General features: G+C 41.7%; 15 protein-coding genes. 11 read left to right on the plus strand and 4 right to left on the minus strand.

Going from position 1 to position 13,491, the window contains the following annotated elements; genetic code table 11:
* Positions 1-659 precede the first annotated feature (659 nt).
* The 7 genes from spoIIID to C509_RS23690 all read left to right on the plus strand — a co-directional run bounded on the left by spoIIID (position 660) and on the right by C509_RS23690 (position 5,417).
* Entirely contained in the window at positions 660-920 is a 261-nt protein-coding gene (spoIIID, locus tag C509_RS0108745; RefSeq protein ID WP_018706548.1) for a sporulation transcriptional regulator SpoIIID, read from the plus strand.
* Between the two features lie 230 nt (positions 921-1,150).
* On the plus strand, positions 1,151-2,152 hold the full coding sequence (gene mreB / locus C509_RS0108750) for a rod shape-determining protein (protein WP_018706549.1): 1,002 nt from the start codon (positions 1,151-1,153) through the stop codon (positions 2,150-2,152).
* Positions 2,153-2,357: 205 nt separating this feature from the next.
* The gene (locus C509_RS0108755) at positions 2,358-3,134 is read left to right on the plus strand and encodes a flagellar hook-basal body protein (protein WP_018706550.1); all 777 of its coding nucleotides are present in this window, start codon (positions 2,358-2,360) and stop codon (positions 3,132-3,134) included.
* Positions 3,135-3,148: 14 nt separating this feature from the next.
* Positions 3,149-3,979 carry a flagellar hook-basal body protein gene (locus C509_RS0108760; RefSeq protein ID WP_018706551.1) on the plus strand — a complete coding sequence of 277 codons (831 nt, stop codon included), beginning with the start codon at positions 3,149-3,151 and terminating at the stop codon, positions 3,977-3,979.
* A 49-nt stretch (positions 3,980-4,028) separates the two neighbouring features.
* Positions 4,029-4,307, plus strand: coding sequence for a DNA-directed RNA polymerase subunit beta (locus tag C509_RS0108765; protein WP_018706552.1), 279 nt, complete (start codon positions 4,029-4,031; stop codon positions 4,305-4,307).
* Positions 4,308-4,531: 224 nt separating this feature from the next.
* Positions 4,532-4,957 carry a 3-hydroxyacyl-ACP dehydratase FabZ gene (gene fabZ / locus C509_RS0108770; RefSeq protein WP_026319779.1) on the plus strand — a complete coding sequence of 142 codons (426 nt, stop codon included), beginning with the start codon at positions 4,532-4,534 and terminating at the stop codon, positions 4,955-4,957.
* Between the two features lie 175 nt (positions 4,958-5,132).
* The gene (locus tag C509_RS23690) at positions 5,133-5,417 is read left to right on the plus strand and encodes a hypothetical protein (protein WP_033369933.1); all 285 of its coding nucleotides are present in this window, start codon (positions 5,133-5,135) and stop codon (positions 5,415-5,417) included.
* A 23-nt stretch (positions 5,418-5,440) separates the two neighbouring features.
* Here the strand turns inward: C509_RS23690 and C509_RS0108780 are convergent, their stop codons facing one another.
* Entirely contained in the window at positions 5,441-5,869 is a 429-nt protein-coding gene (locus tag C509_RS0108780) for a YwpF-like family protein (RefSeq protein WP_018706555.1), read from the minus strand.
* Between the two features lie 286 nt (positions 5,870-6,155).
* Here C509_RS0108780 and C509_RS0108785 point away from each other — a divergent pair, with 286 nt between their 5' ends.
* Positions 6,156-6,536, plus strand: a complete 381-nt coding sequence (locus C509_RS0108785) for a single-stranded DNA-binding protein (RefSeq protein ID WP_018706556.1) — start codon at positions 6,156-6,158, stop codon at positions 6,534-6,536.
* Positions 6,533-6,709 carry a hypothetical protein gene (locus C509_RS26070; RefSeq protein WP_018706557.1) on the plus strand — a complete coding sequence of 59 codons (177 nt, stop codon included), beginning with the start codon at positions 6,533-6,535 and terminating at the stop codon, positions 6,707-6,709. Before C509_RS0108785 ends, C509_RS26070 begins: the two co-directional genes overlap by 4 nt.
* 279 nt (positions 6,710-6,988) lie before the next feature.
* Here the strand turns inward: C509_RS26070 and C509_RS0108795 are convergent, their stop codons facing one another.
* Together C509_RS0108795 and C509_RS0108800 are read right to left on the minus strand one after the other, a co-directional pair.
* The gene (locus C509_RS0108795; RefSeq protein WP_018706558.1) at positions 6,989-8,530 is read right to left on the minus strand and encodes an alkaline phosphatase; all 1,542 of its coding nucleotides are present in this window, start codon (positions 8,528-8,530) and stop codon (positions 6,989-6,991) included.
* A 122-nt stretch (positions 8,531-8,652) separates the two neighbouring features.
* On the minus strand, positions 8,653-9,732 hold the full coding sequence (locus C509_RS0108800) for a C40 family peptidase (RefSeq protein ID WP_018706559.1): 1,080 nt from the start codon (positions 9,730-9,732) through the stop codon (positions 8,653-8,655).
* Positions 9,733-9,926: 194 nt separating this feature from the next.
* Between C509_RS0108800 and megL the strand changes: the two genes are divergently transcribed.
* Positions 9,927-11,111, plus strand: a complete 1,185-nt coding sequence (gene megL / locus C509_RS0108805) for a methionine gamma-lyase (protein WP_018706560.1) — start codon at positions 9,927-9,929, stop codon at positions 11,109-11,111.
* 351 nt (positions 11,112-11,462) lie between these two features.
* Positions 11,463-12,173, plus strand: coding sequence for a glucosamine-6-phosphate deaminase (gene nagB, locus C509_RS0108815; protein ID WP_018706562.1), 711 nt, complete (start codon positions 11,463-11,465; stop codon positions 12,171-12,173).
* 47 nt (positions 12,174-12,220) lie between these two features.
* On the opposite strand, the gene C509_RS0108820 is transcribed toward nagB, so the two are convergent.
* On the minus strand, positions 12,221-13,489 hold the full coding sequence (locus C509_RS0108820; RefSeq protein ID WP_018706563.1) for an efflux RND transporter periplasmic adaptor subunit: 1,269 nt from the start codon (positions 13,487-13,489) through the stop codon (positions 12,221-12,223).
* Between the last annotated feature and the right edge of the window lie 2 nt (positions 13,490-13,491).

A 13,491-nucleotide genomic window follows, 5' to 3' on the forward strand; every position in this document is an offset into this window, starting at 1 on the left:
AGCCCGTTTCACGCAGAAAACCGGCGAAAGCTTCGTCCGGAATTCTTTCCACCACATCGTTGACGGCATAGGCAATATCATTCTCCTGAAGTTTTATTTCCAAGTCCAACGGCAAAACGATCTGATTCATGTTATAATGTTTAAACATAAGGATACCTCCGATTAATTTATTGTTGTGGTGACTTTAATTTTATCAGAAGGTATCCTTTTTTACTTTCTAAAACAAATAAAAAGTGGCATCTGCACCAACTTATGTTGGTGGATGCCACTCTTTTTTTTACTGGGTTTTGTCCCAGCCTCTTTTTTTGAATTAAAAAAGACTGCATTTCCAATACCAGCTTTTACTGAAAATATTTTGTCCACCGCCTTGTCCTTATTGCCTTTTTCGAGCATATATCTTCAACTGGACAAATAAGATGATAGCAACACGATAAAAACAGAGAGTGCTTGAGGTGAGCAATCGTTTAAATAGAGCCTACATTCAATTCGATATTTGTTTAATTCCTGTAAAATAGCTTGATTTGTAAAAGATGATTTCCTATCCGTACAGTATGCTGTGGAACAGAAGGAAAGTTCCAAAAAAGCAGATCCAGCATGTATATACAAAAGACGAGTCTCATTTCACACTCCTCACATCCAATTCAGGGAGGGCGAGTGGTGTGCACGATTACATCAAAGAGCGAACGATCAAGATTGGAAAGTATATCGTGGAGACGAGAAAAACGGTTCGCATGATTGCGAAGGAGTTTGGCGTATCCAAAAGTACTGTCCACAAAGATTTGACTGAAAGACTTCCGGAACTTAATCCGGAGCTTGCAAACCAGGTGAAAGGCATTTTGGAATATCATAAATCAATCAGACATCTCAGGGGAGGAGAAGCGACCAAGCAGAAATATAAGAAAGCCGAGCTTCAAAAATAATTCTCGAGAGGAAGGCAGGAAGTTGTAGGCCTTCTTCTTTTACTTTTTAACTTTAAAAAGGCATCGCTAAAAGTCACACTTTGCTTTCCTCTATGTCAAAAAACCTATAATTTTGTCAATCCTTCATTCCTTTTTAGGGCTAGGGTATGATAAAATATATAATTAGGGATATGTGTGTTCATCGGAAATGTACATAATGAAGTTTGAATATATGAAGGTAGGGATAAAAAATGTTTGCAAAAGATATCGGCATTGACTTGGGAACGGCTAATGTTCTGATTCATGTAAAGGGGCAGGGAATCGTCTTGAATGAGCCATCGGTTGTGGCTATAGATAAGAATACGAGTAAAGTCCTTGCGGTTGGCGAAGAGGCCAGACGCATGGTTGGACGGACGCCGGGAAATATTGTAGCCATTCGTCCTTTAAGGGATGGGGTCATTGCCGATTTTGATGTTACGGAATCAATGTTGAAGCATTTTATCAATAAATTGAATGTGAAGGGATTTTTATCAAAGCCCCGCATTCTTATTTGTTGCCCGACAAATATTACAAGCGTTGAACAGAAAGCGATCAAAGAAGCGGCGGAAAAAAGCGGCGGGAAGAAAATCTACCTTGAGGAAGAACCTAAAGTTGCAGCAATCGGTGCGGGAATGGATATTTTTCAGCCGAGTGGAAACATGGTCATCGATATCGGTGGAGGCACTACGGATGTGGCTGTGCTTTCGATGGGCGACATTGTGACGTCCGCTTCTATAAAGATGGCAGGCGACAACTTTGACAACGATATCTTAAATTACGTTAAAAAAGAGTACAAGCTGCTGATCGGAGAAAGGACAGCTGAAAATATCAAAATCAATATTGGTACAGTTTTCCCAGGTGCTCGTGATGAGGAAATGGAAATACGCGGCCGTGATTTGGTAAATGGTCTTCCGCGGACTATCACTGTTACTTCTAAAGAAATAGAAGGCGCTTTAAGAGAGTCGGTCGATGTCATCGTTCAGGCTGCAAAAAATGTATTGGAAAAAACACCGCCGGAGCTTTCTGCAGATATTATTGACAGAGGTGTCATATTAACAGGCGGCGGAGCGCTCCTCCATGGAATTGACCAATTGCTTGCAGAGGAGTTGCGAGTTCCGGTTTTAGTGGCAGATGAGCCGATGGACGCCGTTGCGATTGGTACGGGAATCATGCTTGAAAATATCGATCGGATTGCCAGGCGCAGTATTGTTTAACTTCATTCAGCAAAAATCTCCCACTTCTATAAGTGGTGAGATGAATGCATAATGGTATTCCATTCAGCGGGGGTTCAAACCCCGGCTGAATAAAATTAAAGCCTCCGGCGGATGCCACAGATTTTCAGAGGAAATTTATCGAGTGAAGATCGATAAAATCTGGGCGCAAATAAGCCAAGGCGCATTTGATAAGGGGGCATGATCAATGCTAAGAGGCCTTTTTACAGCAGCATCAGGAATGTATGCTTCTCAGCGAAAAACGGAAATGTTGACGAACAATATGGCTAACGCCCAGACACCGGGATTCAAAGCGGACCATTCTAATGTACGTGCTTTTCCGGAAATGCTTATTGAACGTTTCAATGCAGGCAAAAGCCGGTCAGAACGGGTAGGAACACTGCATACCGGCGTATATGTCCAGGAGATGCTTCCACGTTTTGTGCAGGGGGATAGCATTCAGACGGAGCGGCCCACCGACTTCGCTCTATTTGATAGGGCAGAGGGAACCGCCTTTTTTTCAGTGGAACAAGACGGTCAGGTAAAATATACCCGAAATGGCAGATTTACAGTTGATCCATCGGGCACAATAACGACAGAAAACGGTTGGCCTGTTCTCGATATGAACGGAAATCAAATTCGGGTGACCAGCGATCGGTTTGAGGTAGATGAATCCGGATGGATTACAGAAAACGGGATACAAATCGCCCGTTTTGGAATTGTACGAGCGGATAACCCCGAAAATCTGGCAAAAGAGGGAGACGGACTATTCCGGACGGAAAATAACGCTGCTCTTCCAATTGCCGAAAATGTCGATTTTACAATTTCTCAGGGGTTTGTTGAAAAATCGAATGTCGATATGTCACGCTCAATGACTGACATGATCACTGCTTACAGGACTTTTGAAGCAAACCAGAAAGTGGTGCAGGCATATGACCGGAGCCTGGATAAAGCAGTCAATGAAGTTGGGCGGGTAAACGGATAAGAAGGTGAAGAAGAATGAATAGAACAATGGTAGCCGCAGTTAATACACTTGGACAATTACACAAACAAGTGGATTTGATCGGTCATAACATAGCAAATGCTGAAACTGCAGGGTATAAGAAAAGGGAAGCTTCTTTTGCGGATTTGATGGCTCAGCAAATCAACAACTATTCTTCTGCCGGTTCCGAGATTGGCAGACAATCCCCATTGGGTATTCGCCAAAGTCCCGGAATGATGATTTCACAGACAGCTATGCTTTCAAAGCAGGGATCATTGAAAACAACCGGACGTTCTCTCGATGTGGCTTTTACTAAAGAGAATCAATATTTAAAAGTAAGAGTCCAAGAAGGCGGAGTCCCACAAATCCGTTTTACCCGTAATGGTGAACTGGATATTGTTAACGCGGGAGACCAGTGGATGCTTGCGACGAAAGATGGTCATCCGGTTTTAGATGAAAACAACCAAGTCATCACCTTTTCCGGGAAAGTTGATGACGTTAAGATGATTCAGCCCGGAACCCTGGAAGCAACATTGGGCAATGGAGAGATTCTTACATATCAATTGGGAGTCATCGCTTTAAACAAACCCCAGTTCATGGAGCAAAAGGGAGAAACACTTATAGGGCTGCCGGACGGAACGAATAATAATCAAAATCTGATTTATGTTGATTTGACTGGAGCAGGAAGACAGGAGATTTCACTTCAGCAGGGTGTATTGGAAGCGTCAAATGTTGATATTGGACAGGAAATGACTGACTTGATGGCAGCACAACGGTCTATCCAGTTCCAATCCAGATCCATTACATTTGCCGATCAAATGATGGGTCTAATTAATGGAATACGTTAATTTTTTTCGTTCATTCATGTAACCGAACGGCCAAAAGGAGTTTTTTTCTATGTCGGCTAAATTTATCAGTAAAGATCAATCTAAGACACGTGAGAAAATCGATAAAAAGCGAAACAAAGAAAAAAATACGGGAGAGTCTTTAACAAAAATCAAAGTTCGGCTCATCCCCATTTGGCTGAGAGTGTTGATTGTCATTTTCTTAACCGTCATCAGTTTGATTGCCGGTATCATAACAGGGTATGCTGTGCTGGGTGATGGAAAACCGCAGGATGCTTTGAAAAAAGAAACATGGACCCACATTGTCGATTTAGTGAATAAGAAAAAGTGAAGGCTGTCAGCTATTTTAAAAGGAATGAAAGTATAAATTTAGCCTTATTTTCTTTTATTGAACTAGTATCTGTTATGTCTAGTTCCAGGGACCATCAGCGCAAGGGTCAAGTCGTTCCCTGTGGTGAAACGAGGGAACTTCTTCACAAGATTCGCCTTGTTCTTGTCACCCAAGGATGCGAGCCTTGCGCTTTTCTATACTTTTAATTTTGGGAGGAATGAATGATAATGGATATTCAGGAAATAAAAGAAATAATCCCACACCGATACCCATTTTTACTTGTTGACCGGATTCTCGAAATTGAGGAAGGCAAACGTGCTGTCGGAATAAAAAACGTCACAGCAAATGAGGAGTATTTCAATGGGCATTTTCCGGACTATCCAGTCATGCCTGGGGTTTTGATTGTGGAGGCACTTGCACAGGTGGGGGCAGTAGCCATGCTCAAAAGAGAGGAAAATCGCGGAAAGCTTGCGTTTTTCACTGGAATTGATAAATGCCGTTTTAAGCGTCAAGTGAAACCGGGCGACCAGCTTCATTTGGAAGTGGAAATCATTCGGGTAAAAGGACCAATCGGCAAAGGAAAAGGCGTCGCCCGTGTGGGTGAAGAGATTGTTTGCGAAACAGAAATTATGTTTGCCCTTGGGGAATAGTGGTAAAGAGACATTTAGGGTATTGATGGAAAAGTATTCGAAAAAAGATTGAAGAAATTTGGGGAATTTGGGAAAGCTAAAATCAGACCAATCAGGTCCTATAACAAACGGAAATTGGCATAAGCCAATCCACCCACTTGAAGTGGGCCTAAAAAATCTGAAAGGAGCTTACCAAATGAATCCAAAGTTTGGAAAAATCATGGGGGCAGTAGCCCTGTCATCATTGCTTTTTGCGGGATGTGCAAATAATGACCAAGAGCCACCCCCGCCAAATGACAATAATGGAGTCCAGAACAACAATGACGTCAATGATAACAATGGTGTCAATGATAACAATGGCGTCAACGACAATAATGACATGAATAACGGCGACAACCTGGACAATAATGACGGTCTTGATACAGACAATAATGATTTGGACAACAATAACAATCGTATGGATGAAGACGATAACAAATAAAAAGCGGGGCTACCCGCTTTTTTTTATTCCTTGGAAACAGGCTGCTTTATTCTTATTCTTGCTCTGAACTCTTTTAGCAATTCTTCTCCGCTCAATCCTTCTTTTATCAAATCGGCCAGTAGTAATTCCAAGTATTCGTTTCTGCGCTTGCTCAGACGCCCTATAAACAAAACACTGATATGGTCTTTCACCTGTTTGATGGAATGAATCGAGACAGTGAAAGGGGCTGGATCGTTAGCAGCATGGGTGATGATCACCCGAATTTCAAAAGGCTCTCCCTTTTCATGAATAGACTCGAAATAAGATTGAAACCGGTTGTCGACATAAGCCTCAATTATCCAGCTTCCTTCCTCATTCTCTTTGTTGATGATCAATCCATCTGTAAGTGGAATATTTTTGGTTTCAAGGTGATCATCGACTATTTGCAGGGCTACGATTTTAAAAGTTTTCAAATCGAGTCTCCTCCATATGTTCTTTTTTAAAGTATATCATTTTCCCATTTCCCCTTCATACCTATAAGAGACCTCTTTATTCGACATGGTCCTTCAAAGTTTGATGTTTTTTAAAAACATCCAATATTCTTATATAGGTACAGAAAAACGAATGAAACTCTAAATTTGATTATAGGGAACAGTTTATTTTGAGATGAATTCTTTGAGGAAAAGTGATTTTTGGGGATTTTACATTATAAAGGTTCGCTTATAAAATATGGGTACTAAAACATAAAGGAGTGATCAATTGATCAATCAGGTTACATTGGTCGGAAGGCTGACAAAAGATCCAGAGCTTCGGTATACGGTGGAAGGGAAAGCTGTTTTAAATATCACGCTGGCGCTTAACCGCCATTACCGAAATTCCCAAGGTGAAATTGATGCAGATTTTGTCCTTTGCACGCTCTGGAGCAAGATTGCTGAAAATACTGCCAAGTATTGCAGTAAGGGTTCCATAGTCGGAGTCATTGGGAAAATACAAACGAGAAATTACGAGAACCCTGATGGAAGAAAAATTTATGTTACAGAGGTCGTTGCAGATTCAGTAAAGTTCATGGGAGAAAGAACACCAGTAGAGAGGCCTGCTGTATCAAGCCAGTCTAATGACTTAAAGGAGGTGAACATTTGAGAAGAGCCGGTCAAGGTGATTCCCTGGAACTCCTTATTAGTGACCTCATTTTCAAGCTTGGAAAAGCCAACCAGCAAATCCATTCTTTATCCCAACGGATCCATCACCTTGAACTTCTATTAAAACAACGTACACCCGAACACTTCTCTTCAACAAACCGTAAAACCTCCTAGAGAGAGATCCATCGATTTTCATCCCCGATAGTCCGATTCAAATGTATCCTCGTTTGACCACCCCAAAATGGAAGACCAGCGGAAATGGCTGGTCTTTTTTAAAGAATAAAATATAAATAAAGTACATGTGTGTATGCTTAGTCCAACTGAAACAAAAAGGCTGTCCTTGGGCAAGAGGTATAGCCTAGCCCCACGTGTATCACTATTCTCCTGCAAACTCTTTCCTCGTGAATCCAATTATTTGCCCGCTATGGGCTAGGGCCCTTGTACTTGTCTTTATCACTGTATCGGTATCCAAAAATCTTTCCCATTATATACGGAAATCCCATTGAGAGTCTCTTTTCTGCCATTTACTATCCTGATATTTTGGTTGGCAGGATATTGGATGAATGTGCCGCTTTTTTTCGCTATAAAGATGGCTTGTTTGTTTTCCTTCACTTTTATTTCTGTCTTAAATCCCATATTGATGTAATGCTCTTTTGCAGGGACGAATCTTTTTTTTGTAAGCTCGGAAAGTGGGGGAAGTGCGAGATGCTTGATGACATATCCAGGCAGCTCCGTATTATTAATGAGACCCTGCGGCTTATGCAAGACGCCTTTACCCCCATAGGTGTAGAGAAAGACATCCTCACCTGAATGCCCGCGGGTGGTGAAACCTAAATGGGCACGTTGGGTCATCATTTGAACCATCGCTTTTTCTATATCTTTTTCTTTTTTTAACCGCTTAATTTCAGTTTTTGTAAGATTATCCAGGCCATAGCTTTTTAGGACATCTTCAATATTAGACTTGTTTTGCTTTAATTGGGATATAGCACCTGCCACAGTAAGGGAAGCTTTCTTTAAAGGTTCTGTAAACTCTTCTGATGGTGTTTCTGGATACGTTTGATCCGTTTGTCTGTTTCCCATTGTCAATCCGCTGTTTCCATGGTCTGCGACAGCGATTAGAAGGGTGTTTTGGTCTTCTTTGGCAAATTGCAGAGCTACTTTAACAGCTTCATCAAATGCCAGGACCTCGCTGATCATTCCAACAGGGTCGTTTTTGTGTCCGGCAAAATCAACCTTGCTCCCCTCTATAAAGAGAAGAAAACCACTAGGGTTTCGATCAAGTGTTTGAAGGGCTTTTTTAGTCATCTCAGCAAGGGAAGGCTGTTTCGGATGCAGCTTTTTCCTGTCAAAATCATAGGCCATGTCTTCTTCGGAAAAATAACCAATGAGCTGCCGGCTGTTAGAATCCATCAACTCATTCTTAGTGGAAACATGATCTAGCATCCCTTCCATTTTGGCAAATGAATATTTTTTTCCGCCGCCAAGCATGACATCGAAATTCTGATGGGCTTGCTGAATACCGATCTCTTTCATTTGATGGCGGCTGTTAGAGTGCGCTGAAAAAGCAGCAGGTGTGGCATGTTGAACAGGAGCTGTGGCAACGATGCCTGTTGCCAGCCCTTTTTCTTTTGCAGCTTCTAAAACGTTTGCCACTGGCCGTCCTCTGAACGTTCCGTCTTTTTCTTCAACGGGAACCATTCCAATAAAATCCACGATCGTTTTCTGACCAGTGGCCATGGCGGTTGCAGCAGCTGCTGAGTCGGTAATGGCCGATCGCAAAGAATAGGTACGGACTCCTCCTGACAGTATTTCATCCAATGCAAGTGCTTTGCCCTTATAATGCCTGGCCAATGTAATGACGTCCGAATTTGTTCCGTCCATCACCATGAAGATGACATTTTTTCGGCTATCCACGTTCAAAGAGGCATCGACGTTATGGGGGACAGCATAAGAAATAGAATATAAAAGAACTGCAATGACCATTTTCTTAAACATCATTTACCTCCAGTCTATGCTAGTGAATGGTCTTATTATTGGAAGCAAAAATGAAATTATTCGATATTAAAAGCAAGTTAAAATAAAAAACCGTAACGCTTTTCCGCGTTACGGTTTTCGTATTAATAAAACTTCTTGAATCCGTCGAATTTGCTTTTCCAATAGGAATTATTCAAGCTGGATACCTCAACTCCATTGTTTCCCGCATGGATAAATTGGTTGCTTCCCAGGTAGATTCCCATATGTGAAATACCACTTCGATATGTATTTTTAAAGAAGACCAGGTCACCGGCCTGTGGGCTTTTTACATAATACGAGCGATTGTAGTATCCGTCTGTTCCCATTCTGCTGATGTTGTGGCCAGCTTGTTTAAATGCATAGTAAATGAATCCGCTGCAGTCAAATCCGGAAGGAGATGTTCCACCCCAAGCATATTTAGTTCCAATATGCTGTTTGGCCACTTGGACTACATTACCGACTTTTGATGGGGCTGGTTTCGAAGGAGCAGCCGGTTGTTTGACATTGTTCCCGGTAGGAGCTTGGCCGCTCAGACGCAGGACTTGTCCAACATAAATCAAGTCAGATCTTAATCCGTTTGCCTGTTTCAACTTTGCAACAGTTGTACCGTATTTTGCTGCTATGCGACCGAGTGTATCGCCAGCGACAACCTTATATGTAGTTGCATTTGCAGTGTTGTTGTTGCTACTGTTTGCTGCCGGCCTTGAATTTGAAGGAGATCCAGCGGTCGGTGCAGATGAACTGCTGCCGCCTCTCTTTGATACTTTTAAAACCTGTCCTGGTCTGATAAGATCAGATGTCAGTCCGTTCCATTGCTTTAATTGGGAAAGGGAAATGCCGTGAGAATTCGCAATCTTAATCAGATAGTCTCCTGATTTAACAACGTATGTATCTTTCGAGTTAGAGGCAGTGGCCGAACTGTTTGTTGAGGTTTTGGCAGTCGGAGCAGTTGACGTACTGCCTGTTTTTTTGTTTCCATCTATTTTGAGTACTTGCCTTGGGTAGATGATATCACTGTTTAATTTATTCAAATTTTTTATATTAGTGACAGTGGTTTTGTATTGGTTTGCTATCTTCCAAAGAGTGTCCCCAGGCTTTACTTCGTGGCTTGCAGCAGAAGCTTCTCCAGAAAAAGTTGCTACTAATGCTACTGTAGCCACGCCGCCCACTAACTTTTTCTTCACTATTTATTCCCCCTAAATATGTAGCTTTTAAGCAAGTCTAGCATAAAAATTTCACAATTCATGTTAATAATACAAAATGTTACATTTTTTTAATAATGTAACCATATTTTTCCAATCAAGATAAATGATTTTCTTTTCATCTGTGGGTCAATATCATAGAATATGAATAATAAGTATTTCAGGAGGTTATTGACTTGGAAAAAATAAATAGATTTGAAACGGATGTCATACATGCCGGGTATAAACCATCCGATCACCATGGAAGCCTCGTCCCGCCCATTTTTCAAACTTCGACATATACATTTCCTTCCGCCGAAGAAGGGGAGAGACGATTTGCGGGGGAATCTGAAGGGCACATTTATTCAAGGCTGGGAAACCCAACTGTAAAAGCTCTTGAGGAGAGAATGACAGTACTTGAACAGGGGGAGGCGGCTCTTGCATTTGCTTCAGGAATGGCGGCTGTAAGTGCAACACTTTTCCATTTGACGAATACAGGCGACCATATTCTATGCTCTGATGGTATTTATGGATGTACATTCGGCCTTTTACAATTGATGGAGAAGAAATATAAGATCAATCACAATTTGATTAGTATGGATAGTGAGGAAACGGTCAGGTCAGCTATTCGTGAGAACACGAAAGTGATTTATGTTGAGACCCCAATCAATCCGACAATGAAGCTGGTCGACCTTGAAATGATTGTAAGCATAGCAAAGGAACACGATATACGTGTTGTCGTTGATAATACATTTTGTTCACCGTATTTGCAAAGGCCGCTTGCCTTGGGATGCGACTATGTTGTACACAGCGCCACCAAATATATTGGGGGTCATGGTGATGTAGTTGCGGGTCTTGTAGTTGGTGCAGATAAAGATGAGATAGCTGAAATGGGCGTCACTATGAGAAAAGATATCGGTGGAATTATGTCTCCTTTTGATGCCTGGCTGCTGTTGCGCGGGTTGAAGACACTAGCAGTACGACTTGACCGCCACTGCGAAAATGCCGAAAAAATTGCCGGCAATTTAAAAGCGCATCCGAAGGTTGGGCGAATGTTCTACCCTGGGGATTCCGAGTTCCCGCAATATGACCTTGCCAAGCGGCAGATGAAACTGCCGGGAGGGATGATCAGCTTTGAAGTAAAGGGAAGCAAAGAGGATGCACAAGCAATTTTAAACCGAGTAAAGCTCATTCGCCTTGCGGTAAGTCTGGGTGACACCGAAACATTGATTCAGCATCCGGCTACGATGACCCATGCTGTCGTACCTGAGGAAGAACGGAAAAAAATGGGAATAACTGATACATTAATCAGAATGTCTGTTGGTCTTGAAGCATGGGAAGATATTTGGGAGGACCTGAAACAGGCTCTGGATGGAATCTGATAGAGAAAAAACCTTGCCATTTTCATTGAAAATAAGGCAAGGTTTTTTGGGTCGGGATGTAGTGAAATCGAAATTTAACATATACATGAAGAAGCTTGAGTCCATAATCAAAAGGTCTTGAACTGGTGCTAAAAAAATTTTGGGTATCGGCTTTTTTTTATTGTAACCGAAAAAAATGACATTTATAATTAATAGATGTTCGATGTATGGTTAAGAATGCCCCATTGAAGTATAGAACAGGGTGTATTTTATACTGATTAAGGGTTGCTGTATGAATAGCAGTGACCGGCCAATGAGAAAACAGATAAAAGAATAATTGTTTTGCGCCGATACTTGTTAGGAGGAAAAAGTATGAATGTGTTAATATTCGAAAGCCCCGAAGAAGCCACACAAGCAGCTTTTGAGATTGTAATGAAACGCCTTGAAAGTGGGTTGAGAACAATCGGCCTTGCTACAGGAAGCACCCCTTTGAAGCTTTATGAAAAACTCCGTAATACGAATACTGATGTATCTCATGTGACAACTGTTAATTTGGATGAGTATGTTGGGTTGGAACCGACTGATCCCCAAAGCTACAATTATTATATGAACGAAGAATTATTCAAATATATGAATTTCGCTGCAACTTATGTCCCTAATGGTGTGGCTGAGGATCCTGAACAAGAGTGTGAACGCTATGAGGGAATTCTCAAAAAACATCCCGTTGACCTACAAATATTAGGTATGGGGCCAAACGGCCATATCGGCTTCAATGAACCGGGCACCTCCTTTGATTCAGTAACGCATATTGCCGAGTTGACTCCATCCACGAGAGAGGCCAATAAACGATTTTTTGAAAAAGAGGAAGACGTTCCGACGAAAGCTATTACAATGGGGATTTCTTCCATTATGTCTGCAAAAGAGGTTTTGATGCTGGCATTTGGGGAAGGTAAAGCGGAAGCGGTAAGAAGTATGATTGAGGGGGCTGTTACGGTGGATTGCCCCGCCTCTGTACTGCAAAAACATTCAAATGCTATCATCATCCTAGATACAGAGGCAGCAAGTAAATTAAAGTCTGAGTAAACACAAATAAGGCCGGAGCATCAAGTTATGGTGCCCGGCATTTATTTTTAATGCTGCAATATCCCCATAAGAATATATTTGATGACTTGCTTTCGTGTAATGTCTTTTAATGCAGTTCTGTTTAATTGATAAACGTCCAACGGGGTTATGAATGGAGCCTGCTTCACTGCGTCACGCTGATCCGTAACGTACAATTCCCCCTCCTGTGCTCCTTTTGTAATTGAATAAAGGTTTCCCACATTCAATCCCGTGGCAATTTCCCTCTCTTCAGTCAATCCTTTTTCGTTTAAAATCCAAATATAAGACTTTTCATCTTCATCCCTAATGCTTTTTCCGAAAATGGCCGGAACGTTGTTTGCCTCTTCTAAAATGATATCCGCAGTAACATGGTAACCGATGTGTACATCCTTGTTTTCTTTTTCAAAGGTAACCATAAAGGGATAAAGACTTTTGTTTTTATGATCGGGATTGTCCGACGGCAGTTTGACGATTTGACTAATTTCCCCGGTTAAGCGACCTTCGAACAAGTGAGAAAGGACTTTCACTTTCATCCCTTCATTTACTTTGCCCAACTGCTCCTCGTTTAGTTCCCCTTTCAGCACTGTCTCATTGGAAGCGATTGTCATGATTTTGTTTGAGTCTGGATTAATTTCTTTGATAATCCCTGCGATGGGACTTGTAATTGACAGCTTTTCCTTGTCAATTAGAAACGTGTCTCTTTGTTTCTCCAGTTTCTTAATATCCGCTTCAATCTTTTCCATCTCCAATGTTTTTTCACCGATTTCTTTATCAATGGTCTGCTGCCATTCAGCCTGATTAAAATCCTGATAAGTTTCAGGAAGAGGCTGTGGATCGTTGTAATCAGTATCGGAATCGATATTGTAATATGAATCTGTGTAAGTTGGTCTCGATGAAACGGGAGGAGGCATGGACTTTAAGTTGTTGATAAGAATCTGGATACTGTTTTTCTTTGAATGCAGGCTTTCTATCTCCGCATTCAGTTGAGCGGCAAGGTTGTCAATTTTTTCACCCTGGTAAGCGAACAGAGGGGTTCCCGCTTCAACAGAATCGCCTTCATTGACATAGAATTCCTTTATGGTTTCATCCTTATCGGCCATTACATAGTGTCTCTCGGCTTCTGTAATCACTCCATCGACGGGCATTGAATGAACAATGTCCGTTTTCCGTATCAGGGACCAGTCTGTAATATGATTAACCCGGCTGACTTTGCTGTTCTCCCTGCCGATTAGCACAATGTTTGCTGTTAGAAAAACTGTTATTCCTATTACAACTAGTAAGCGAAGCCACTTATTCATTG

The sequence above is a fragment of the Siminovitchia fordii DSM 16014 = CIP 108821 genome (assembly GCF_000374565.1).
GTDB classification, from domain to species: Bacteria; Bacillota; Bacilli; order Bacillales; family Bacillaceae_C; genus Siminovitchia; species Siminovitchia fordii.

Excerpts from the sequence above, each read along its gene's own strand:
- mreB (WP_018706549.1), top strand. The coding sequence starts at position 1,151 with ATGTTTGCAAAAGATATCGGCATTGACTTGGGAACGGCTAATGTTCTG.
- C509_RS0108755 (WP_018706550.1), top strand. The coding sequence starts at position 2,358 with ATGCTAAGAGGCCTTTTTACAGCAGCATCAGGAATGTATGCTTCTCAG.
- C509_RS0108760 (WP_018706551.1), top strand. The coding sequence starts at position 3,149 with ATGAATAGAACAATGGTAGCCGCAGTTAATACACTTGGACAATTACAC.
- C509_RS0108765 (WP_018706552.1), top strand. The coding sequence starts at position 4,029 with ATGTCGGCTAAATTTATCAGTAAAGATCAATCTAAGACACGTGAGAAA.
- C509_RS23690 (WP_033369933.1), top strand. The coding sequence starts at position 5,133 with ATGAATCCAAAGTTTGGAAAAATCATGGGGGCAGTAGCCCTGTCATCA.
- C509_RS0108795 (WP_018706558.1), bottom strand. The coding sequence starts at position 8,530 with ATGTTTAAGAAAATGGTCATTGCAGTTCTTTTATATTCTATTTCTTAT.
- nagB (WP_018706562.1), top strand. The coding sequence starts at position 11,463 with ATGAATGTGTTAATATTCGAAAGCCCCGAAGAAGCCACACAAGCAGCT.
- C509_RS0108820 (WP_018706563.1), bottom strand. The coding sequence starts at position 13,489 with ATGAATAAGTGGCTTCGCTTACTAGTTGTAATAGGAATAACAGTTTTT.